Consider the following 22,348-nt stretch of genomic DNA (forward strand, 5'->3'; position numbering starts at 1 on the left):
GCCTGCACCGGCTTGCCGCACCACGTGCCGAAGCAGCACCGCGCCGGCCTTCACCAAACCAAAAAAACAACCACCCATCGCGTGATGAGTGGTTGTTCATGGTTTAATGCTTAAGCTTCTTTAACGGATTCAGTGATCACGCGGATCGCTTTCTTCACGCCAATATCATGCTTCAACATGTCTTCAGTCAAGGCTTGACGAACCGCCTTTTCATCCATGTTGTATTCGCCGGCAAGATCCTTCACTTCAGCAGTGATTTCATCTTCAGAAGCGTCGATCTTTTCAGCAGCAACGATGGCTTCAAGCACCAAGTTCGTCTTAACGCGAGTATCAGCGTCAGCGGCGAATTGCTTCTTCAAGTCTTCTTCTTTGGTGCCGGTCAGTTGATAATACATGTCAGGGTTGATGCCTTGGCTTTGCATGTTGCCCATGAATTGGTTCATTTGGTTATCAACTTCGGAATCGATCATTGCTTGTGGGATGTCACCGATCGTGGCGTTCTCAACGGCTTTGCCAATGGCTTGTTCTTCAATGGCATTGTCGGCAGCTTCGGCCTTCTTGGCTTCGAGTTCAGACTTGATCTTGGCCTTTAATTCGTCCAAAGTATCAACGTCTTCATCCAAGTCCTTGGCGAAATCGTCGTCCAAATCAGGCAATTCCTTCGTCTTGACTTCATGGATGGTGGTTGCAAATTCTGCATCCTTACCCTTTAAGTCTTCGGCTTGGTAATCTTCTGGGAAGGTCACCTTAACCGTTACATCTTCGCCAGCTTTGTGGCCAACTAATTGGTCTTCAAAGCCAGGGACGAAGGAGTTGGAGCCTAATTCCAAAGAGTAGTTCTTAGCGGAACCGCCATCGAAGGCTTTGCCGTCAACTGTGCCGGCATAGTCGATGGTCACAGTGTCGCCAGATTCTGCGGCGCCGTCTTCTTTGAGGACGAGTTCTGCTTGGCCTTCGCGGCGCTTTTGCAGCTCTTCTTCAACATCGGCTTCAGTCACGTCGCGATCTTGCTTGTCAACCGTCAGGCCCTTGTAGTCGCCTAAGGTCACTTCAGGCTTAACCGTTACAGTAGCCTTGATCACCCAAGGCTTGCCTTCGTCCATGCTGTCAACATCGATCTTAGGTTGATCAACAGGTTCGATACCGGCTTCGTTAACGGCACCTTCATAAGCGTCTGGCAACAGGATGTTCAAAGCATCTTCATACAAAGCTGCTTCGCCATACATCCGGTTGAACACCGTGCGGGACACGTGGCCCTTACGGAAACCAGGAACGTTGAGGTTCTTCTTTACCCGGTTGAACGCTTGGTCCAACCCTACTTGAATTTGATCTTGTGCGATTTCAAAAGTCAACACGCCATCGTTGGCGTCTTGCTTTTCCCATTTTGCAGCCATGCTGTACCTCCGACATAGTCATTTCGTATTACATACCTAACCATAATACCCAAAAGCAAGCGGTTTGTAAACGAAACCCGCGTGATTTACGGATTTGGGCGCGATTTTCTCACGAAACCTTCGCTTCCATCAGCCAATCGCGTTGCGGATCGCTGCCGACGACAAAAGCATGCTCGCCGACTTTATGAAAACCGCGCTTGGCATAGAAGGCTTTCGCCGGTTCATTGTGCTCCCACACGCCAAGGGCGATCGTGGTTTTATGTAAGGCTTGCGCCGTTTGCAAGGCATGGGTATAAAGCTTGCTGCCAAGGCCGTGGCGCTTGTATTGCGGCAAGATATAGATGCGCTCCAGCTCCAAGGCGTTAGCAGCATGCACGTCGGCAGTGACTGCGTCATCGACGTTAAGCTTCAAGTAGCCGGCTGGCGTACCATCAACGGTGACAAACCAGAACGTGGTGCCAAGCGTATGCAATTCTTTGCTCAGTGCAGCCGGCGAATACGCTGTCGCCAGAAACTCCGCCATGTCATCAGGGGCGGTATTGGCGTTGAAGGTGTCGGCGAAAGTCGTGCGCGCCATTTGCACCAAGGTTGGGATCTGGGCATCAGTAACTGGGATGATTTGAATTTGAGGCATAACCAATACTTCCTTATTAATAATTGCGATGGCCGCCGCTTTTGACCAGCTGCCAGTCGTGATCGACATTATCACACATCTGATTTAACAAGCGCGTGAGGGTTTGCACTTCTGAAGCGCTCATCCCTGCTAAAGCTTGCTGCAGCGAGTAGTCGTTCTCGCGGCGAATCGGCGCATATGCCTGCTGGCCAGCAGATGTGGCGTATAAGCGGCTGGCCTTGGCGTTAGTCGGGTCTGGGCGCTTTTGGACGAAGCCTTGTTGGCAAAGCTTGGCCACGCTGCGGGCGACAGTGGCGCGATCGACTTTGAGTTGATTGACCAGCTGTTCTTGAATGATGCCAGGCTGCTCCACAATGCGCACCAAGTACAGATACTGACCGCGCGTCAAGTCCAAGTCGCGAAATTCAATGTTTGAGATACTGTCTAAAGCGCGCGCCACCACACCAATGGCCCTTAAAGCGTCTAACATCACCTCACCTGCTTTCGCTAATTGAGTATACGCCAACGTATTGCAAATGCAACACATTTTGTTCTAAAAAAACAAACGTCCCTGCCTCACGATACGTAAATCGTGAGGCAGGGACGTTTGGCTTGGCACTGGGCCAATGAATTACTTGGATTTCTTCTGGGCTTGTTTCATTTGCGCCATCATTTGATTGAGCTTCTTGGTGCTAGGCTTTTGGCCCATTTGCATCATCATGCTGCGCAGCATATCTTCGTTGATCGGTGGGTTATCTTGGAAATACTTTTTCATGTAAGCACGGGCGCCGAAGAACCCGCCGATAACGCCGAGCAACGCCCCGATAATAAATACGATGACATATAACATAGTGTTGCCTCCTCTATTTAGACAATAACCATTGTACAGAATGGCATGCGGCTTTGAAAGCCCTAACCCGACAAAAGGGCGCAAAGTTTGGGTTAATCTTCACGCCAGCCGTTCTTGCGCTGGATCTCTTTGAGTTCCTCAGGGGTGATTTCGTGGCCTTGCTTGTCGAAATATTGGGTGGTGGCCAGACGCTGTTTAAACCCGGCGCGGAAATCTTTCAGATAAGCTTCGCGCAGCTTCTTGCGTTCGGCGATTTCTGCATCAGTCAAGCCGACTGATTTGGCCTTGTGGGCCAGTTCGTTGATTCGATCTAAGCGTGCTTGTGGTTGTGACATGTTAATGACCTCCTGTTAACTCAAGTGGATCTGAGTATACGTATAACCTGCCGGTGATTGCCCTGGATATGGGGCGTTGATCAACATATTGACGTACTCTTTGGTGCGCATCAATGAATGAAACGCCTTGATCACGCGTACCGGTTCATTGTTGTGCGCATAATAGACGATATAGATAACATCATTCATCATGTCCCCCTCCTTTGGGCATCAAAAAAGGCCGCGGCTGCGACCTTCTTTAGTGGATTAACGGCGCTTTTCTTTGATACGAGCAGCCTTACCACGTAATGCCCGCAGGTAGTACAACTTGGCACGACGTACTTGACCATGACGGACAACTTCGATCTTTTCAACACGAGGCGTGTTCAAAGGGAAAGTCCGTTCAACGCCAACGCCGCTTGAGATCTTACGAACAGTGTAAGTGGCACTGATGCCAGTACCGTGGCGCTTGATTACAACGCCTTCAAACAGCTGGATACGTTCGCGTTCGCCTTCAACGATCTTGGCGTAAACACGGACCGTGTCACCAGGGCGGAAGTCAGGAATGTCATCACGTAATTGGGACTTGGTGATGGCTTCGATTAATGGGTTTTGCTTAGTCATAGAGCAGTTCTCCTTATTCGACATTCATTCACCGTCTGGCGGCCAGCGGAACATCGTTACTATGTGAGTTATCACAATGTTTAAGTCTAACACAGCCAAGAATCTGCGGCAAGTCCTTTTGCTTGACAGGTTCACAAAATCGTCAGCATGGCGTAACCTAAGGCGATCACCAATGCTGCACCCCACAACAAAGCCGCCAGCCACAGCTTAGAACGCCGCGCTTGCCTTGTGACAGCCGGGGCGAGGTAGCCGACTTGGGCTTGCACGTCGACGCTGGTTTGCTCGCGCAGACGCTTAGGGCGAATCTGGTGGCGCAACAGCCAAATCAGCCCGCCCACTATCGCCACTGCCGCAACCAAGGCGATCAATAAGCCGCTGTTGCGCCCTGTGGTCAGCAGCACTTGCGGCAGCCACTTGCCAAACTCAGGCAGCAGCTTCAAGCCAGCCAGCACCACCACCAAGACGCCGCCAGTGGCCGCGCCGGTGTTACTCTTCTTCTTTGCCATGCCTTGTCCTCCAAAGTGACCTATTTCCTTCATTGTACGCGCTATCATAGTCTTGCTCAATGCAAAAAATTGACAGTTTTCGTCAACCCATGCTAACTTTAAATCAGTTGCTTGACGGGTCATCCCTTTATTGGGAGGAAACGGAGGCCGCAGTCATGAAAGTCATGATCGCATTAGAGAATGTCGTCATGGACGGCGTCAAGCGCGCGTCTACTGTACTAGGCAACGCCTTGGCCCGGCATGTGTCGCTGGTGTATTTTGCTTTGGCGGATACGCCATTGTACTTCACCTTGGATGCCCCATTGATCATCGCCGATCCACCGGCTGATCCGAACTTGTTGAACTTCTTTGGCGATCATCCGTATCAGCGCTATGAGCCGCAAATTGCCAGCTTGATCGATACCATCGATGCGCAACAAATTGACACGGTGATCTTGCCGGCTGGCTTGTTGACCAGCTTTGCGCCGCTGATCAAGAAAGCTTTGCCAAGGGTGCGCTTGATTGGTTGGATGCATAACAACTTCACCACTTACACTGAAGACTATTACGGCCACATGCGCGGCGAGTTTCGCGACGGGCTGTCGGCGGTGGACTTATTAGTGGTGTTGACTGACAGTGACTTGGCTGGCTATCAGCGCTTCAACGCCCACACCATCAAGTTATACAACCCCTTGACCTTGACCGCCACGCGCCACGCTGATTTGGCCGCGCATCGCATCGCCTTCACCGGCCGCATCGCCATCCAACACAAAGGCATCGACTTGTTGCTGCAAGCCGCCCGGCGTCTGCCGGCAGATTGGCACATCGCCATTGCCGGGTCAGGCACTGAAGCAGACATGGCCGAATTCTTTCACCTGCGGCAATTTTGGCAATTGGGTGAAAAAATCGATTATCTGGGGGCCTTGCATGATGACGGCTTGGCCGCGCATTACGCTGCCAGCAGCATTTTCGTGTCGACATCGCGTTGGGAAGGGATGCCTTTGGTGATCGGCGAAGCCATGGCGTATGGCTTGCCGATCGTTGCCATGGCCAACACCGGCAGCCGCGAGTTCATCAAAGAAGACAACACGTATGGCGTATTAACGCGCCCTGCTGACGTGGTGGACTTCTCCAAGGCCTTGGCGCGCATGATCGACTCACCTGCCTTACGCGCGCATTACGCGCGCCAGTCGCTGCGTCGTGCCCAAGACTTCCAACCGGCGCGTATCGTCGCGCAGTGGTTGCATGTGCTGCAATAGCAAAGACGCCAGGCAGGCTGCCTGGCGTCTTTTACTTGGCACTTTGGTCGGCAGCCAGCTTGGCTTCCAGTACTTTGGTGTGCTCTTCGGTTTTGACTTCGCGCAGCAATTTCTGCGCGTTGCGGTCTAATTCGACCTTCTCCAATAGCCCCGGGCGGCGCAAATAAGTGCGGCGCAGTGATTCTTTCAAGCGCCATTGCGCGATGAGCTGATGGTTGCCATTCTGCAGCACTTCAGGCACCGCCATGCCGCGATAAACAGCCGGTCGGGTGTATTCTGGGTAATTCAACAAGCCGTTCTCAAAGCTGTCAGTCGCCGCCGATTCGACGTTGCCTAACACCCCTGGCACAAAGCGCACCGTGGCGTCGATCATCATCATCGCCGGCAACTCGCCGCCGGTCAACACAAAGTCGCCTAATGAGAATTCATCGGTAACCAAGCTGCGAATGCGTTCATCATAGCCTTCATAATGGCCGCAAATAAACACCAAATGCGACTCTTGCGCCAATTCTTTAGCCGCCACATGATCAAACTGGCGCCCAGCCGGATCCAGCAAGATCACCCGCTTTGGTCCAGCATCTTGCGCATTTAAGTCGTCCATGGCTTCAAATAACGGCTCCGGCTTTAACAACATCCCGGCACCGCCACCATATGGCGTGTCATCAACGTGATTGTGCTTGTCATGGGAGTACTGGCGAAAGTCCACCACGTTAAAGTCGATTTTGCCTGAATCGACTGCTTTGCCGATCATGCTTTGCATCATCGGTGCAAACATATCCGGAAACAGACTTAACACATCAATCTTCATCGTCGATCAGCCCTTCTGGTACATCAACATGCGCCGTGCGGGTTGCCAAGTCAATGCTTAACACCACGCTTTTAAGAAAAGGCAACAGCACTTCAGACTTGCCTGGGCGCTTGATGACCCACACATCATTGGCGCCTGGGCTTAAGATCTCAGTGACTTCACCAAGCGTTTGGCCGCTTTGATCGATGACACTTAAACCGATGATGTCACGATAATAATATTCGCCTTCGTCTAAAGGCTGCTGTTCTTCTTCAGTCACATTCAACGTGTGGCCTTTGAAAACTTCGACTTGATTGATATTGTCGTAGCCGTCAAACGTCAACAAGGTGAAGTCCTTGTGCTTGCGGCTGGATGCGACGACCACTTCGGTGTTAGGCGTGGTGTCGATCACAAGCTTGGTGCCTTTCTTGAAGCGTTCTTCTGGGAAGTCGGTGGTGGCGATCACCCGCACCTCGCCGCGGATCCCGTGCGTGTTGACAATATTGCCGACGTGATAAAGCTTTGGCATTGCGTCCTCCTGATTTAACCTTTGATTCAAAAAAGGACCGGCATCTGCCGGTCACAATTTATCTACTTAGATTTAGCATCTAAGATATTTAACCGCACACGCTTAGCGTACGGCGACTTGACGGCGTAGACAATGGTACGGATCGCCTGCGCGACCCGGCCACTCTTGCCGATCACCCGGCCGACATCATCCGGGGCGACAGTCAAGTCGAATGCCATATAATCATGCGTTTCATGCGCCTGAATGTCGATGGCTTCGGGATGAGTCACTAATGGGGTCACAATTGCTCGGATAAGCGATGCGATGTCCACGACGCGACCTTATTTCTTAGCGAAACGCGCTTCGTGATACTTTTGCAGTAAGCCTTTGCTAGTAAGCAAAGTACGTACAGTATCTGAAGGTTGTGCGCCTTTTTGAAGCCAATCTAAAATTGAATCTTCATCCAGCTTTAAGTCAACTGGTTCGGTTAATGGGTTGTAGTAACCGACGGATTCAATAAACCGGCCGTCACGTGGGGAGCGAGAATCAGCAACCACGACACGGTAGAAAGGCTTACGCTTGGAACCCATCCGCTTTAAACGAATTTTAACTGCCATTAAGTCCACCTCCTGTAAATTTCTCAACTTCAAAATAATAGCAAATATTCCATGGCGTGTAAAGAGTTTTTTCTTTACAACACAAACTTGTCCCAAAACTTGCTGGAAATCAGGCGAAATCGGTCAAGATTCGCTGGAATTTGCTAAATAACCCAAGTTCGGTCATTAGTCATGATTCCAGCCGTTGTGCATCTGCTTGTGACTGTTGGCGCGCATACAGTACCGATGCTTTAGCGTTTATCCGTGACGAACTGTTGCCAGCATCTTTAATCCAACAAGAAGCGACAATTGTATGATACCAGACCGCCCTATTCACTATCCTGATTCGATTGTGTAGGACAGGGGGTGCGTAGGCGCGTGGTGCGGCGAGCCGGTCAGGCCGTGAAACGATGCGCACAGTAAGACTTGTGGGCTGTGCAAGGCTTGCTGTGCGCATCGCGGCAAGTTTAGAGACGGGCAAGTGAGCGAAGCGAGTGCCTGGCTCTAAACTTAGTCGGAAAACGCGCGTTCTTTGCGCGGTTGGAGACGGCCGCACCGCCTGCCCCGGCTTGCCGCACCACGCGCCGAAGCAGCACCTGTCCGGGCCTGGGCAGGGTCCGCGCCTTTTACGCTTTGGTCTTCGTCGAGCTCCGCAAAGCAACGCGGGTGCAATTAGCTACGCCCCCGCACTCGTGGCAAAGTGCGCCACAAGCACGAGGGCTAGGCTAATTGACCCGCTAAATGCGCTTTGCTCCGCTCTGGGGTTTCGTCGAGCTGCACAGCCCAACGCGGCGTGATATAAGTCGTGACGCCGCCAAGGCAAAGCGCGCCTTTGCGTCATCCCGCCTTATATCCACCGCTAAGTGCGGGCTGTTCCGCTCTGGGGTTTATGATTTAAAGTTCTTAGCGTGTTTCAGCCGCTTCTTCTTATTCTTTTTTTGCTTCTTGATCATCGAATTCATGGCCATTTTGCCGAGCTTACCTTTGACGCCGCCGCCCATGAGGCCTTCCATGCCTTGGAAGTTGCCTTTGTACATTTGCGACATCATCTTCTTAGACGCGTTGAATTGCTTGATCAAGCGATTAACTTCAACCACTGGGCGCGCGGAACCTGCCGCGATGCGGCGGCGGCGTGACGGATTGAGCAAGTCTGGGTTTTCACGTTCCGCAGGCGTCATTGAATAAACGATCGCCTTCATATGCGCAATGTCTTTAGGATCGACTTTGAAATTCTTCAGCGCCGGATTGTTGGCCATGCCAGGAATCATCTTCATGATGTCTTCCATCGGGCCCATGTTCTGCACTTGCGCCATTTGATCCAGGAAATCGTTGAAATCAAACGAATTCTCCTTGATCTTATCGGCCATTTCTTCGGCTTGCTTCTGATCGAAGTTCTCTTGGGCCTTGTCGATCAGCGTCAGCATGTCGCCCATGCCTAAGATCCGGTTGGCCATGCGATCTGGATAGAACACGTCCAACGCGTCCATCTTCTCGCCTTGACCCACGAACTTGATCGGCTTGCCGGTGACTTTGCGAATCGACAGTGCCGCCCCGCCACGGGTATCGCCGTCTAACTTGGTCAAAACGACCCCAGTGATGTCTAAGCGCTCGTTGAAGCCTTTGGCCACGTCAACGGCGGCTTGCCCAGTCATCGCATCGACCACCAGCAAGATTTCGTTAGGCTCAGCGATTGCTTTAATATCGGCCAGCTCGTTCATCAAGTTCTCGTCGATTTGCAAGCGCCCGGCGGTATCGATGATCACATAATCGTTATGTTGCAAATGCGCCTGCGCCAAGCCTTGGCGCACGATTTCGCGCGGATCCACATCAGTGCCCATTTCAAAAACCGGCACCCCAACGGATTCACCCACCACTTGCAACTGGTCGATGGCAGCCGGGCGATAGACATCGGCTGCCATCAATAACGGCCGCGCTTTTTCTTGATCAATCAAACGCTTGGCCAGCTTGCCGACAGTGGTCGTTTTCCCGGCCCCTTGCAAGCCGGCCATCATGATCACGGTTGGAATGTGCGGTGCCTTGTTCAACGGCACCGCCGCATCCCCCATCGTCGCCGTTAATTCATCGTTGACGATTTTGATGATCTGTTGCGCCGGCGACAGTGATTCTAAGACTTCAGCGCCAACGGCCTTTTCCCGAACGTTCTTGACGAATTCTTTGACGACGCCAAAGTTAACATCGGCTTCTAACAGTGCCAAGCGGATCTCGCGCATTGAATCGCGCACGTCCGCTTCGGTGACTTTGCCTTTGCGCCGCAAGCCGGCAAAAGCTTTCTGTAATCGTTCTGATAAACCTTCAAATGCCATTATTTTCTCCTTGTTTCAAGGCTGCGTGACAGCCTGCATTTATCTTGCTGCTTGATCAGCCACGCGCATCAAGCGCTTGGATAACTCCGCATCGTTAGGATAGTGTTCGCGCACATAGCGCACCAGGCTGTCGACGCTTTGATTCTGCGCTTGATAATTCGCCAACAAATGCAGCTTGCTCTCATATTCTTCCAAGCTGGCTTCAGTCCGGCGAATGTTGTCATACACCGCTTGGCGCGACACATCAAATTCCGTGGCGATTTCGCCTAGTGAGTAATCATCGCCATAGTACAACTCCAAATAGCTGTGTTGCTTATCGGTTAACAACGCGCCGTAAAATTCAAACAGCGAGTTCATGCGGTTATTCTTCTCAATTTCCATAATTATCCCTCATTCTACACTTCTTTCAGAATACCGGTATCACGGCGAATCGTCAATATCCCAGCGTCGGTCGTTAGAACTTTCACAAAATCTACCTATTGCGCTTACAAACATGTTAGAATGTAGGCATACTGATGCACGGGAGGGAAAGTTATGGTCGCAACGATTCTATATTGGGGTGTCGTCGCCGCCTTGTGTGGATGGTGGGCATGGACTTTAGTGTTCAGCCTGATCTATCTAGGCAATCATGAAAACGGCAATCTCTGGTTCTTTGCAATACTCAACACGCTCGGCTTAATCGCCGCTGCAGTGTTCTACTGGGTGATGAGCAACACGGCATGGCAGAAGTACTGGTTTGCCAGCACCGTCACCACCGGCAACTGGCTATTATACGTGATCATCGCCTATGTGGTGTTGATCGTACTGCAGGTCGTTTTAGGGCGCGAACGCAAGCTCCAAACTGCATAATAATTGACAAAACTCCCGCTTGCATCAGTCGCAAGCGGGAGTTTTTGTGTACCCCAAAGCGGAGCAGCCTGAATTTAGCGATGCGGGTAAGACGAGATGACGTTTGGGCGTACTTGGCCCAAGCGGCGTCACGCCTTACACACAATCGCGTTGGGTTGCGCAGCTCGACGAAAACCAAAGCGGAGCAACCCGCTTTGAAATTAATCGTCGTGTTTCGCCGGGGTATTAATCAAGCCCTTAAACAGTCCATAAGCGAACTTCGTCGGGTCAAAGATCTGCAAGTCGTCCATGCCTTCGCCTAAACCAGCCAGCTTCACCGGCACATGCAACTCGTTGCGAATGGCCAAGACGATGCCGCCTTTGCCGCTGCCGTCAAGTTTGGTCAAGACAATGCCGGAAATGTCTGTGGTTTCATTGAACTGCTTGGCTTGGCTCAACGCATTCTGGCCGGTGGTGGCGTCTAAGACCAACAAGACTTCTTGCGGCGCATCTGGCAATTCGCGCACGATCACACGCTTGATCTTGTCCAGTTCTTTCATCAAGTTGACTTTATTCTGCAGGCGGCCGGCGGTGTCGACTAATAACACGTCATACTGCTCGGCTTTGGCCTTCTTGACGGCATCAAACACCACGCTGGCCGGATCGGATCCGGCGGCGCTGGCAACCACTGGCACCCCATCGCGGCGGCCCCATTCTTGCAGCTGCTCAATGGCCCCGGCCCGAAACGTGTCACAAGCAGCTAATAACACCGAGCGGCCTTGATCTTTGAGCTGATGGGCCAATTTGCCCACCGTAGTCGTTTTGCCTGCGCCATTGACGCCGACGAACAAGAACACTGTCGGGCCGGATTCGGCATAATGCAAGGTGTTGTCTTCATCACTGCCAGCTTCGCCATATAAGTCCACAAGTTTCTGGACAATGACTTGCGCCACGTCTTCGGCTTTCTTGGCATTCTTGAGCTTCACTTCTTCGCGCAAAGAATCGGTGAGGTCAACAGCTGTTTGAAAGCCAACATCGGCGCCGATCAGCATTTCTTCCAAATCGTCGAAGAAGGCTTCGTCAACGGTGCGGAAGTTGGCGAACAAAGCATTCAGCCGCTCGGCAAAAGTCGTCCGCGACTTCTCCAAGCCGGTATCATATTTTTGTGTTTCAGGCGTTTCCGGTTCGCCGGTGAACGCCTTCTTGATTCGATCAAATAATCCCATAATTGCCTCCTAGGAGAGTTTCTTGGTGGCTTGGTCTAACGACACGGCCATCATCCGGCTGACGCCTGACTCTTGCATGGTCACCCCGTACAAGACGTTAGCCGCCAGCATCGTGCCGCGGCGGTGGGTGATCACAATAAATTGCGTGTCAGTGGCGTAATGCTTCAAGAATTCGCCGAAGCGATTCACGTTCACATCATCAAGGCTGGCTTCAACTTCATCCAAGATACTAAACGGCACCGGCCGCACCTGCAGGATCGCAAACAACAACACGATCGCCGTTAGCGCCCGTTCCCCACCAGACAGCAAGGAAAGCCGCGACAGCTTCTTGCCAGGCGGCTGTGCCGAGATCTCGATGCCAGTGTTTAACAAGTCATCCGGATCCGTCAAGCTCAAATGCGCATGCCCGCCGCCAAACATCTTCGGGAAAATGTCTTGAAAGGCCAAGTCAGTCGCATCATACATGGTCTTGAAGCGTTTGCGGACTTCTTCATCCAACTCGCCCATGGTGTCCAGCAATTGCTGCTTGGCATCCAACAAGTCGTTTTGCTGCTTGGTCAAGAAGTCGTACCGGGCTTTGACGTTGTCATATTCGGCAATCGCGTTAGGGTTGACTGGACCCAGCTCATCTAAGCCGCGCTTTAACAGTTTCAAGCGGCTTTTGAGCATCGGCAAGTCTGCATCTTCAACGGTTTTGGCCGCATACGCTGCTTCAAAGCTAAGCTGATAGTCTTCAGCCAGCGTGTTCAAGCGCGAATCCAAGTTTAACTTGATGCGGTTTAACGCCACGGCTTGCTGCTGTGCATCAGCCATGGCGGTGTTTTGCTGCCGGTTGGCGGTGTTGATCTCAGCAGAGACTTTAGACAACTCCCCGCGATTGGCCGCTTTGGTTTGGGTCAATTCTGTCAGCTTGCGCTTATGCGCAGCCAACTCAGCTTTGAGCCGTTTGATTTGCGCTTGGCGATCACTGGTGCTGGCAGTGTTGGTTTGCGCCGCTTCTTTGATCTTGGCCACGCGCTGCGTCAGGCTTTGCCGCCGGGCTGTGGCTTGATCTAAGCTGGCTTGCCATTGGGCTTGTTGGTTAGCGGTGGTTTCTTGGGCGCTTTTAAGCACGGCGACTTGCGCTTTGTGTTCGCTTAACGCCGCTTGTTGTGACGCTTGGGCGCTGGCAGCACTGGCCACGTCTGCTTTGTGCTGCTGCAGGCTTTGTTGGGCCGCTGCAAGTTTGGTGGCGATGGTTGCTGCTTGTTGTTCAAGGGCTTTGATTTGCGCATCATAGTCTTCTGGCGCAGCGGCACTTAAGCCTAATGCTTTGAGTTGGCGCTGCAGTTGTTCAAGCGTCGCGGTGGCCGTGGCCAGCTGCGCTTCTTGTGAGCTCACCGCCGCTTGCAATGACGCGGCTTGAGTAGACGCTTGGGTCAAGTCGCTTGATGCAGCGGCTGCTTGGGCTTGCAAGTCGTCAAGCTGCTGGCGCGTGGCTTGCAAGGTTTGAGTCATTTGCTTGAGCTGCGCCGCTAAGGTTTGGACTTCTTGAGTGCGCGCCAAAGGTGAGGTGCCATTTTGCTTATGCACTTGGCCGCCGGACATGGAGCCGCCGACGTTTAACAAGTCGCCGTCTAAGGTAACGATGCGATAGCGATGGTGCAGCAAATTGGCGATTGTGACGCCGTGATCAAGGTTGTCAACCACCACTAAGCTGCCGGCCAAATTGGCCATGATATCAGCCACTTGCGCCGGATAGCGCAACAAATCAACGCCTACGCCGCAAAAGCCAGCCATCTGTTGCAGCTGCGCGACGATATTGGCCGGCAGCTGCCGCGGCTTAATGACGCTGATCGGCAGAAAAGTCGCCCGCCCGGCGCGCTGGCGCTTCAGGTACGTGATCGCCTGCTTGGCAGCATGCTCGTCTTGCGTCACGATCGATTGCAGCGAGGCGCCTAAGGCAATATCAAAAGCCAATTGGTATTCTTTAGGCACCGTGAGCAATTCCGCGACTGCCCCAACTACCCCTGGCAATTGCTGCTTGTGTTGCAACACGGCTTTGACCCCGGCAAAGAAGCCTTGGTAGTCTTCTTTGAGCTCTTTAAGTGTTTCATAACGCGATTTGCTGCTTTGATAGATTCCCAGCGCTTGTTGATAGCGCTGGTTCAAATCGCTGACTGCAGTTTCGGCTGCCGTTTGCGCACTTTGCGCCTTAGCCTGAGCAGCTTGGGCTTGGGCCAAGGCGGCTTGTTGGGTCGCGACGGCTTCTTTCAACGCCGCTTGATTCTGCTTGGCCTCGCGCACTCGCGTTTGCAATTCGCGCTGGCGGCTGCTTTGTGCCAGAGATTGGTTCTGGGCCACTTGCTGGTCTTTTTTGGCAGCAGACAACTGGTTATTGGTTGTGGCTTGTTGTTGCAACAAGTCGATATACGTCGCTTGGGCAGCGTCCAATTGCGCGTTTAACGCTTCAGGCGACAAGCTGGCGGATTCAACGGCTTTCAACGCCTTTTGGGCGGCTGTGAGTTCATCGGCTTGGGTCTTTTGTTTGTCGGCTAAAGCAGCCAGTTGTTCTTGCGCTTCTGCGGCGGCTTTAGTGGCATTGTCCAATTGTTCTTGCAAGTCGGCCAGTTGGCTTTGCGCGTTGTTGGCGCGTTCTGAAGACAACTTGGTTTCACCAGTCAAGTTCTCTAAACGCATCGAGGTGCTTAACACAGTGTCATTAAGCGCCGCAACTTGGCTTTCGTACTGGCTGTCTTGCGCAGTCATTTGCTCAGAGCGCGCTTCAAGCGTGGCGATCTTGGCTTTCAAGCCGCTCAACAATTGCGCAGTGACTTTACTTTGGGCCTTGGTGGCCGCTTGTTCTTCAGCCAATTGATGGATCTCAATGGCCAACACGGCTTTATGCGCGGTTTGATAGTCTTTGGTTTGCCGCTCATAGTCGCGTGCAATCGACGCTTGTTCTTCCAGCGGCGTCAATTGCCGATGCAATTCTTGCACGATATCGTTGACGCGGTCTAAGTTGTCATCGGTTTCTTGCAGCTCTTTGTCGGCTTTGGACTTTTGCTGCTTGTACTTGAACACGCCGGCGGCTTCTTCAATGATGCCGCGGCGGTCTTCTGGTTTGGAATTAAAAATGGCTTCAACACGGCCTTGGGAAATAAAGGAGAAGCTTTCCTTCCCGAGACCGGAATCCATGAACAAATCGACGATATCTTTAAGGCGAACGGCTTGATTGTTGATCAGAAAGTCAGATTCGCCATCACGATAAAGCCGGCGACAGACAGACACCGTCGCCGGCTGATCAGGTAAATACCCATCGGAATTATCAAACGTCATCGTCACTTCGGCCCGGTTAAGCGGCGGCCGCGTGGCGGTACCGGCAAAAATCACATCGCCCATTTTCTCCCCGCGCAGGCTTTTGGCACTTTGTTCACCAAGCGCCCAGCGGATGGCTTCTGTGATGTTGCTTTTCCCACTACCGTTAGGACCAACGATTCCAGTCAGTCCAGGGACGAATTCGATCGACGTCTTATCTGCAAATGACTTGAAGCCGTTGATCGAGAGTTCTCTTAACTGCATGCGTGATACTCCTTCATCAAACGCCACAATGGCGTCGCTATGGTGCTAAGCCTTGCTTCGCGTGAGGCCAAGCAAGGACAGAAGATAAGCCGTGTTGCCGCTTGGGAACAAACCGCTCAAACGTCATCCCGCCTTATCTCAACCGCTAAACCCGCTTTGCTCCGCTCTGGTTTTCGTCGCTTTGGGTTTGTAGTTCCTCAAGGGCAGCCTGGGCTGCGGCTTGTTCTGCGGCCTTCTTATTCTTGCCGACGCCAGAGCCCAAGACTTTGCCTTCAGCTTCCACATCAACAGCGAATTCCCGCGCGTGTGCCGGGCCGGTTTCGCTGATTAAGTGATATTCAATATTCACTTCACCGTCTTGCTGTAAGAACTCCTGCAAAGCAGTCTTATGGTCCATATTGGCGTCAAACTGGCCCGCGGCGATCTTTGGAAAGATCACCTTGGACACGAAGTCGATCACGGCTTCGCGGCCTTGATCCAAGTACAACGCGCCATTGAACGCTTCAAACAAGTCTTCCAATAACGTCTTGCGCTTGCGAGCACCGGCGTTCTCTTCACCTTTGCCCAAGCGAATATATTGATCAAAGTGCGCCTCTTTGGAAAATGCCGAGAAACTCTTGGTTTGCACGATCGCTGCGCGCATCCGCGTCAATTTACCTTCTGGCAGATCCGGATATTGCCGATACAAATAATCGCTGACAGTGAGTTCCAACACCGCATCGCCCAGAAACTCAAGGCGTTCGTTATCTTTAAGGCCCAATTCCTGATGCTCGTTGACGTAAGAGGAATGCGTGAACGCTTCATCAAGGATGGTCAGGTCATGAAACTCGATCCCGTATCGATTCCTAAGTTCTGAAACAAATTCTGAAGCGACCATAAATTATATCTTCCTCCTTAGATTCTCTGTTCTATTATACAAGACCGCACTCAAAATAACACCTGCAATCGCGCTGGGATACGGATTTCCCACGCTGATGCCGCTGCTTTAAGCCACAGCACACTGCACAAGCCAAAAACGCCCGACGACGCCATATTGGTTGTACACAATTAAGTGTTTCACGTGAAACAATCGCGCCTTCGCTTGTCGTTGTAAGTGTCACGCCATTATCTTTGCGACGAATACGCTTGTGAAATTTCACAAGGCGGCTGTGTTGCAACTTTTGCGCTGCCAGAACGCTGCCAGCAATTCGTTAATCAATCAATATCTAACCTGCCACCACCATCCCAGGGCCAAGGAAGCGGTGTGACGCGGGGCTCGCGGATCGGTCAGGCCGCGAGTGGTGCGATGTCCCACAAGCCTCGCTTCGACGCAAGCGCAGCGCAGCTAGAGGCGAGGCTTGTGGGACATCGCACCCGGCAACTTTTGAGATTTGCAAACGAGCCGCAGGCGAGGCAAAGCTCAAAAGTTAGGCGTAAAACGCGCGCGCCTCAGCGCGGTTGAAGCCGGCCGCGCAGCCTGCGCCAATCCGCGACCCCCGCGGCGCGCCGCTTCCTTGGCCCGACCCCCAAGCTTACACTGTGGTCTTCGTCGAGCTGCACAAAGCAACGCGGCGTGAGATAAAACTGCTTTGCTTCGCTCTGGGGTCTTCGTCGAGCTGCGTGGCGCAACGCGGGTGCGGTTAGCTACGCCATGACACTTGGGGCCAAGCCCACGCCCCAAGTGTCATGGCTAGGCTTCCCGACCCGCTAAGAACGCGCCACTCCGCTCTGGTTTTCGTCGAGCTGCGCAGCCCAACGCGATTGTGTGTAAGCCGTGACGCCGCTTGGGCCAAGTACGCCCAACCGTCATCCCGTCTTACACACATCGCTAAGTTCGGGCTGCTCCGCTCTGGGGACAAAAAAAGTCCGGCTTTTGCCGGACGAACTGTTTATTTGGTTTGATGGGCCATGACGTAACTCACAGCGTCGCCAACAGTCACAATGTTTTCCGCATCTTCATCAGGGATCTCGGCGCCGAAAGTATCTTCAAGCTCTAATACGAACTCAACGATATCGATCGAATCAGCATCCAAGTCCTTCTTGAAGTTCAGGTCGTTGGTGATCTGGGATGCTGGGGTTTGGAAATGATCCTGGATCAAACCTGAAATCTTTGCGAATACTTCTTGCTCAGTCATGACGGTCCTCCGTTTCTTAACACGCACTCTAATATAGCGGTTTTTAACGGCTTTGTCTACGCCAACTCATCGGATTGTCGTGCAAAGTAGTCTTTCACCTTACCCACCGTATCATTGGCCACCATCGTGCGGATCTGGCGGATCGTGTAATACACCGCATCTGCGTCGGCGCCGCCATGGGCTTTGACCACTGGCGCCTGCAAGCCCAACAATACTGCACCGCCATAACTGGACACATCAAAAGTGCTGGCAATCGACTTGATGCCGTCTTTGAGCAACAAGCCGCCCAGCTTGCCTTTGATGCCAGAATCCATAATTGCCGACTTTACCAGCTTCAAGATCGTTTTGGCGGTGCCTTCAGTGGCTTTCAGTGCGGCGTTGCCGGTAAAGCCATCGGTGACCACCACATCGGCCACGCCTTGCAACAGCTTATCGGATTCGATGTTGCCGATAAAGTTGATGTCAGGCAAGGCTTCAAGCAGCTTGAAAGTCTCTTGATGCAGTGTGTCGCCTTTGTTGGGCTCGGTGCCGTTGTTTAACAACGCCACGCGCGGCTTAGCCAACCCGCGCAAGTCGCGGGCATAGAAGTCACCCATCACCGCGTAACTGACCAGCTGCTGCGGCTTGCCTTCAGCATTGGCGCCAACGTCTAACATGATGAAGCCTTTGCCGTCAACTGTTGGCAGCGTCGGCATCAAGCCTGGGCGATCGATCCCGCGAATGCGTCCGACCACAAACAAGCCGCACGCCAATAACGCACCAGTGGAGCCCATGGAGAACACCGCATCGGCTTCACCGTTTTTGACCGCTTGGGCCGCCAACACCATCGACGCTTGCTTCTTGCGGCGCACGGCACGTACTGGCTCATCGTCGCTTTCAATTTTTTCGGTGGTGTGCACGATGGTGATGTGCGCATCTGAATCGATCAGCGGGCGAAGCTTGGCTTCATCACCGAAGAGTATGAACTCAACGTCTGAATATTCGTCACGGGCCCGCAACACGCCTTGGATCACAACTTCTGGCGCGTGGTCGCCACCCATAGCATCTACAGCAATTTTCATCTATTTCTTCCCTCCAAAGTCTAATCCAAGCTGCCGACTTGCTTTTGCAAGCGGGCCAAGTAAGCGCGCAGCGGTGCCAGTTCTGGGCCGGACAAGCTGGCGTCGGCTTTAAACAGCGCCGCAGCCACTTGTTGCGCCGCAGCCAGCGTTGGAAAGTCTGCCACCGGGTCAGCCAGCTTGAATTCCGGCAGCCCCGACTGCTTGTCGCCGAAAATATCGCCTGAGCCGCGCAGTTCCAAGTCCTTCTCCGCCAGCTTGAAGCCGTCGGTAGTTGACACCATCGTTTGCATCCGCTCGACGCCCATATCATTCTTGGGGTCGGCCACTAAGATACAATACGCCGCTGCCTTACCACGCCCAACGCGCCCGCGCAGTTGATGCAATTGCGCCAAGCCGAAGCGATCAGCGTCAAAAATCACCATCACCGTGGCATTAGGCACATCCACACCAACTTCAACCACCGTCGTCGACACCAGCACATCGATTTCCCCGGCGGAAAAGGCGCGCATGATGGTGTCTTTTTCGTCTGGTTTCATTTGCCCATGCAACAAGGCCACTTGATGCTGTTGGCCAAACGCTTTATTCATGTCTTCATATAGCTGCTCGGCGTTTTGCAAGTCGATTTTCTCAGATTCGGCGATCAATGGGGTAATGGCAAACACTTGATGGCCAGCGGCTAACTCTTGGCGCATCAGTTCGACAGCCCGCCCCAGTTGATTCTTGCGCACCCAACTGGTGGTAATGGGCTTGCGGCCGGCGGGCAGTTCATCGATCACTGACACATCCATTTCGCCATAGGTGGTGATAGCCAGCGTCCGCGGAATCGGCGTGGCAGTCATCGCCAGCAGATCCGGATGCAAGCCTTTGTCTTGCAGCACTTTGCGCTGCTGCACCCCGAAGCGGTGCTGCTCGTCGATTACCACCAAGCCCAAAGCCGAGAAATCCACGCCTTTTTGGATCAAGGCATGGGTGCCAATCACCAAATCGATTTCGCCGCTGGCCAGCTCCGCTTGGCGCTGGCGCTTGTCTTTGGCCTTGGTGCTGCCCGTAAGCAGCGCCACGTTGACCGGGAAATCAGCGAATAACTTGCTGAGCTTGGCGTAGTGCTGTTCAGCCAAGACTTCCGTTGGCACCATCAAGGCGGCTTGATAACGCGCGGTGATCGCCGCGTACATCACGATTGCCGCCACGATCGTTTTACCAGAGCCGACATCCCCTTGCAACAAGCGATTCATATGCGTCGGGCGCAACATGTCTGCACAGATCTCATTGACCACCCGCTTTTGCGCATCGGTCAAGGCAAAAGGCAGCGTCTTGATCAGCGCGCGCACCTGCTGATTGTCATAGGGAATCGCCAAGCCGTTTTGCGTCATGGCATTGTCTTGGCGCAGCGCTTGGATCTGGGCTTCAAACAAGAAGAACTCGCGGAAAATCGCCGAGCGTCTGGCGGCTTTGGCTTCTTGGGCAGTGTCTGGCCAATGCATGCCATGAACGATTTGCGCGTCTGTCAATAGTTTGAAGCGGGTGCGGATCGCTTGGGGGACCACGTCGTAAATATTGTCGCCGTCGCGCTGATACGCGGCTTTGATCAACTCAACAATGGTCGACTGGCGGATGTTCTTGTTGGCTGGATAGATCCCGGCCAAAGAAGGCGCATCTTGGGTTTGAGTGGCCAACACCTTCATCCCAGTCATGGTGTGGCGCTTGGCGTCCCATTTGCCATAAATCGCCGCTTCAGTACCTTGGTCAAACTTGTCTTTAAGCCAAGGCTGGTTGAAAAACGTCACCATCACCACAGCGTGATCGACTTGCACCCGCACATTGAGGCGATTCTTGTGCGGGCCAAAGCGGCTGACTACCGGCGGGGCCACGACGACGCCTTTGATCGTCAGCTTCTCTTGATCGGCGGCTTCTGCCAAGTCTTTAACTTGCAAATCAGCATACCGAAACGGGAAATAAAACAGCAAGTCGCCTACAGTTTCCAGCCCCAAGCTGGCTAAGGCCGCTTGACGCTTGGGTCCCACGCCAGGCAACACCGTTACGGGATCGTTCAAAGACATCGTTTCGCCTCCTTTATGGTCAATGATATCGACGAAACAGGCCGCGGATCCGCGGCCTGTTAGTTTATTCGACTGAGATCAGATATGGGTAAACCGGCTGATCGCCTTGATGGATCTCGACTTCCAAGTCGTCATCTAAGGCTTGGATGTGTTCGCTGATGGTTTCGGCCTCGGCTTTAGAACCGTCTGCGCCTACGATCACCGTGATGATCTCGGAATCTTCGTCCAGCATTTGCTTGACCATTTCGACTGTGGCCGTGATGCGATCAACATTGGTGACTTTGATCGACCCGTCGATGATGCCCATCCAGTCATTGGTGTGAATGGTTAAGCCGTCGATAGTGGTGTCGCGAATCGCGCGCGTCACCGAACCGGAAACCACGTTCTGCAATTCTTCGCTCATCATTTCTTGGTTTTCGCTTAAGCTGGCTTCTGGGTTATACCCCAACATCGCCGTGAGTCCTTGGTTGATGGTGCGGGATTTGACGATCGCCACGTCAACGTCGGCGGCTTTGGCAGCTTCAGAAGCGGCCATGAAGATGTTAGAGTTGTTCGGCAACACGATCACTTGCTTGGCGTGCGCGGCAGTCACTGCTTCTAAGATGTCATTCGTCGATGGGTTCATCGTTTGCCCGCCGTTTAAGACGTAGCTGACCCCTAAGCTTTCATACAACTTTGCCAAGCCCGCACCGGCGGCAATGGCCACCACCGCAGAGTCTGCCAAAGGCGTTTCTTTAGCCGCTTCTTGATATTGTTCTTCGCGTTCGATGATGCTTTCGTGTTGCAAGCGCATGTTATCGACTTTGATCTTGGCTAAGGCCCCGAATTGCTGGCCGTACTTGAAGACGGTGCCAGGATGTTCGGTGTGGACATGGACTTTGACCACTTCGTCATCTGCCACAACCAAGGTGGAATCGCCTAAGCCGTTGAGATAGCCGCGGAACACTTCATAATCAAAAGGCTTCTTCGGGCCGTCACCGACACCAAGTTCCACCATCATTTCCGTGCAGTAGCCGTAAACGATATCGTCTGGGTTCAGCTTGGTTTGGGCGCCTTGATGATGCGTGGCGTTGACCATTTCATTCATTTCGGCTTCGTCTGGCACGTATTCGTTGTCATCTGCTTTGCCGCTTAAGCCTTCTTTGAAGCCTTCGTAGATGAAGCACAAGCCTTGGCCGCCAGAATCAACGACGCCGACTTCTTTTAACACCGGCAGCAAGTCTGGCGTCTTGGCCAAGGCGCGCTTGGCGCCTTTAACCACCGCCGTCATCACCACGACACAGTCGGTGGTGTCATTGGCGGCTTTTAAGCCGGCCTTGGCGCCTTCTCGAGCAACGGTCAAAATCGTGCCTTCCACCGGCTTCATCACAGCTTTATACGCCGTTTCCACGCCGCTGGCAAAAGCGTCGGCCAAGTCTTGAGCCGTTAAGCTTTGCTTGTTTTCGACACTTTTGGCAAAACCGCGGAACAATTGGGAGCTGATGACCCCTGAGTTGCCGCGAGCGCCCATAAGCAGGCCCTTGCCTAACTTCTTGCCCAGTTCGCCGACATGATCTGAATCAGCTTCTAACACGGCTTTGGCGCCGGTTTGAAACGTCAAATTCATGTTGGTACCAGTGTCACCATCGGGAACCGGGAACACGTTTAATGAGTTGACGAATTCAGCATTCTTGGCGATGCGATGTGCCGCAACGCGAATCATGTCTGAGAATTTCGCCGCATTGATTTCTGCTACTTCCACTAC

23 protein-coding genes are annotated in these 22,348 nt (G+C 53.0%); 2 read left to right on the forward strand and 21 right to left on the reverse strand.

Going from position 1 to position 22,348, the window contains the following annotated elements; translation table 11 throughout:
- Positions 1 to 110: 110 nt before the first annotated feature.
- From tig to ACGG90_RS00920, 8 genes are all read right to left on the reverse strand, one after another.
- The gene (tig, locus tag ACGG90_RS00885) at positions 111 to 1,394 is read right to left on the reverse strand and encodes a trigger factor (protein ID WP_390404633.1); all 1,284 of its coding nucleotides are present in this window, start codon (positions 1,392 to 1,394) and stop codon (positions 111 to 113) included.
- A gap of 109 nt (positions 1,395 to 1,503) precedes the next feature.
- Positions 1,504 to 2,028, reverse strand: a complete 525-nt coding sequence (locus ACGG90_RS00890) for a GNAT family N-acetyltransferase (protein ID WP_390404635.1) — start codon at positions 2,026 to 2,028, stop codon at positions 1,504 to 1,506.
- 16 nt (positions 2,029 to 2,044) lie between these two features.
- Positions 2,045 to 2,497 carry a MarR family winged helix-turn-helix transcriptional regulator gene (locus ACGG90_RS00895; RefSeq protein ID WP_390404638.1) on the reverse strand — a complete coding sequence of 151 codons (453 nt, stop codon included), beginning with the start codon at positions 2,495 to 2,497 and terminating at the stop codon, positions 2,045 to 2,047.
- 141 nt (positions 2,498 to 2,638) lie between these two features.
- Positions 2,639 to 2,857, reverse strand: coding sequence for a YneF family protein (locus ACGG90_RS00900; RefSeq protein ID WP_390404639.1), 219 nt, complete (start codon positions 2,855 to 2,857; stop codon positions 2,639 to 2,641).
- A 92-nt stretch (positions 2,858 to 2,949) separates the two neighbouring features.
- A complete protein-coding gene (locus ACGG90_RS00905) occupies positions 2,950 to 3,192 on the reverse strand; it encodes a DUF896 domain-containing protein (RefSeq protein WP_390404642.1) in 243 nt (80 codons plus the stop codon).
- Between the two features lie 15 nt (positions 3,193 to 3,207).
- Complete coding sequence (locus tag ACGG90_RS00910) at positions 3,208 to 3,384, reverse strand: hypothetical protein (RefSeq protein WP_390404645.1); 177 nt, start codon at positions 3,382 to 3,384, stop codon at positions 3,208 to 3,210.
- Positions 3,385 to 3,438: 54 nt separating this feature from the next.
- Positions 3,439 to 3,795 (reverse strand): 50S ribosomal protein L19, encoded by a 357-nt coding sequence (rplS, locus tag ACGG90_RS00915; RefSeq protein WP_390404647.1) that lies wholly within the window; start codon positions 3,793 to 3,795, stop codon positions 3,439 to 3,441.
- Between the two features lie 131 nt (positions 3,796 to 3,926).
- Complete coding sequence (locus ACGG90_RS00920) at positions 3,927 to 4,301, reverse strand: hypothetical protein (RefSeq protein WP_390404650.1); 375 nt, start codon at positions 4,299 to 4,301, stop codon at positions 3,927 to 3,929.
- A 155-nt stretch (positions 4,302 to 4,456) separates the two neighbouring features.
- On the opposite strand from ACGG90_RS00920, the gene ACGG90_RS00925 reads away from it, so the two are divergent.
- On the forward strand, positions 4,457 to 5,539 hold the full coding sequence (locus ACGG90_RS00925; RefSeq protein ID WP_390404652.1) for a glycosyltransferase: 1,083 nt from the start codon (positions 4,457 to 4,459) through the stop codon (positions 5,537 to 5,539).
- A gap of 31 nt (positions 5,540 to 5,570) precedes the next feature.
- On the opposite strand, the gene trmD is transcribed toward ACGG90_RS00925, so the two are convergent.
- From trmD to ACGG90_RS00955, 6 genes are all read right to left on the reverse strand, one after another.
- Positions 5,571 to 6,347: a tRNA (guanosine(37)-N1)-methyltransferase TrmD gene (gene trmD / locus ACGG90_RS00930; protein WP_390404655.1), complete on the reverse strand. Its 777-nt coding sequence runs from the start codon at positions 6,345 to 6,347 to the stop codon at positions 5,571 to 5,573.
- Positions 6,337 to 6,855, reverse strand: a complete 519-nt coding sequence (gene rimM, locus ACGG90_RS00935) for a ribosome maturation factor RimM (RefSeq protein WP_390404658.1) — start codon at positions 6,853 to 6,855, stop codon at positions 6,337 to 6,339. The genes trmD and rimM overlap by 11 nt, the downstream gene beginning before the upstream one ends.
- A gap of 62 nt (positions 6,856 to 6,917) precedes the next feature.
- Positions 6,918 to 7,166, reverse strand: a complete 249-nt coding sequence (locus ACGG90_RS00940) for a KH domain-containing protein (protein ID WP_390404661.1) — start codon at positions 7,164 to 7,166, stop codon at positions 6,918 to 6,920.
- A 9-nt stretch (positions 7,167 to 7,175) separates the two neighbouring features.
- Complete coding sequence (gene rpsP / locus ACGG90_RS00945; protein WP_125750484.1) at positions 7,176 to 7,451, reverse strand: 30S ribosomal protein S16; 276 nt, start codon at positions 7,449 to 7,451, stop codon at positions 7,176 to 7,178.
- Positions 7,452 to 8,317: 866 nt separating this feature from the next.
- A complete protein-coding gene (ffh, locus tag ACGG90_RS00950; protein WP_390404664.1) occupies positions 8,318 to 9,754 on the reverse strand; it encodes a signal recognition particle protein in 1,437 nt (478 codons plus the stop codon).
- A 39-nt stretch (positions 9,755 to 9,793) separates the two neighbouring features.
- A complete protein-coding gene (locus ACGG90_RS00955) occupies positions 9,794 to 10,135 on the reverse strand; it encodes a putative DNA-binding protein (protein ID WP_390404667.1) in 342 nt (113 codons plus the stop codon).
- Between the two features lie 153 nt (positions 10,136 to 10,288).
- On the opposite strand from ACGG90_RS00955, the gene ACGG90_RS00960 reads away from it, so the two are divergent.
- On the forward strand, positions 10,289 to 10,603 hold the full coding sequence (locus tag ACGG90_RS00960) for a hypothetical protein (protein WP_390404670.1): 315 nt from the start codon (positions 10,289 to 10,291) through the stop codon (positions 10,601 to 10,603).
- Between the two features lie 200 nt (positions 10,604 to 10,803).
- Here ACGG90_RS00960 and ftsY read toward each other — a convergent pair whose 3' ends face one another.
- From ftsY to ACGG90_RS00995, 7 genes are all read right to left on the reverse strand, one after another.
- Complete coding sequence (ftsY, locus tag ACGG90_RS00965) at positions 10,804 to 11,808, reverse strand: signal recognition particle-docking protein FtsY (RefSeq protein ID WP_390404672.1); 1,005 nt, start codon at positions 11,806 to 11,808, stop codon at positions 10,804 to 10,806.
- 9 nt (positions 11,809 to 11,817) lie between these two features.
- A complete protein-coding gene (gene smc / locus ACGG90_RS00970; RefSeq protein WP_390404674.1) occupies positions 11,818 to 15,369 on the reverse strand; it encodes a chromosome segregation protein SMC in 3,552 nt (1,183 codons plus the stop codon).
- 145 nt (positions 15,370 to 15,514) lie between these two features.
- Positions 15,515 to 16,246, reverse strand: a complete 732-nt coding sequence (gene rnc / locus ACGG90_RS00975) for a ribonuclease III (protein WP_390404677.1) — start codon at positions 16,244 to 16,246, stop codon at positions 15,515 to 15,517.
- Positions 16,247 to 17,237: 991 nt separating this feature from the next.
- The gene (acpP, locus tag ACGG90_RS00980; protein ID WP_390404680.1) at positions 17,238 to 17,483 is read right to left on the reverse strand and encodes an acyl carrier protein; all 246 of its coding nucleotides are present in this window, start codon (positions 17,481 to 17,483) and stop codon (positions 17,238 to 17,240) included.
- A gap of 56 nt (positions 17,484 to 17,539) precedes the next feature.
- Complete coding sequence (gene plsX / locus ACGG90_RS00985; protein ID WP_390404682.1) at positions 17,540 to 18,544, reverse strand: phosphate acyltransferase PlsX; 1,005 nt, start codon at positions 18,542 to 18,544, stop codon at positions 17,540 to 17,542.
- A 20-nt stretch (positions 18,545 to 18,564) separates the two neighbouring features.
- Positions 18,565 to 20,604: an ATP-dependent DNA helicase RecG gene (gene recG, locus ACGG90_RS00990; protein WP_390404685.1), complete on the reverse strand. Its 2,040-nt coding sequence runs from the start codon at positions 20,602 to 20,604 to the stop codon at positions 18,565 to 18,567.
- 64 nt (positions 20,605 to 20,668) lie between these two features.
- On the reverse strand, positions 20,669 to 22,345 hold the full coding sequence (locus tag ACGG90_RS00995; RefSeq protein ID WP_390404688.1) for a DAK2 domain-containing protein: 1,677 nt from the start codon (positions 22,343 to 22,345) through the stop codon (positions 20,669 to 20,671).
- Positions 22,346 to 22,348 lie beyond the last annotated feature (3 nt).

This window comes from Lacticaseibacillus jixiensis (genome assembly GCF_042847315.1).
Classification (GTDB): Bacteria; Bacillota; Bacilli; order Lactobacillales; family Lactobacillaceae; genus Lacticaseibacillus; species Lacticaseibacillus jixiensis.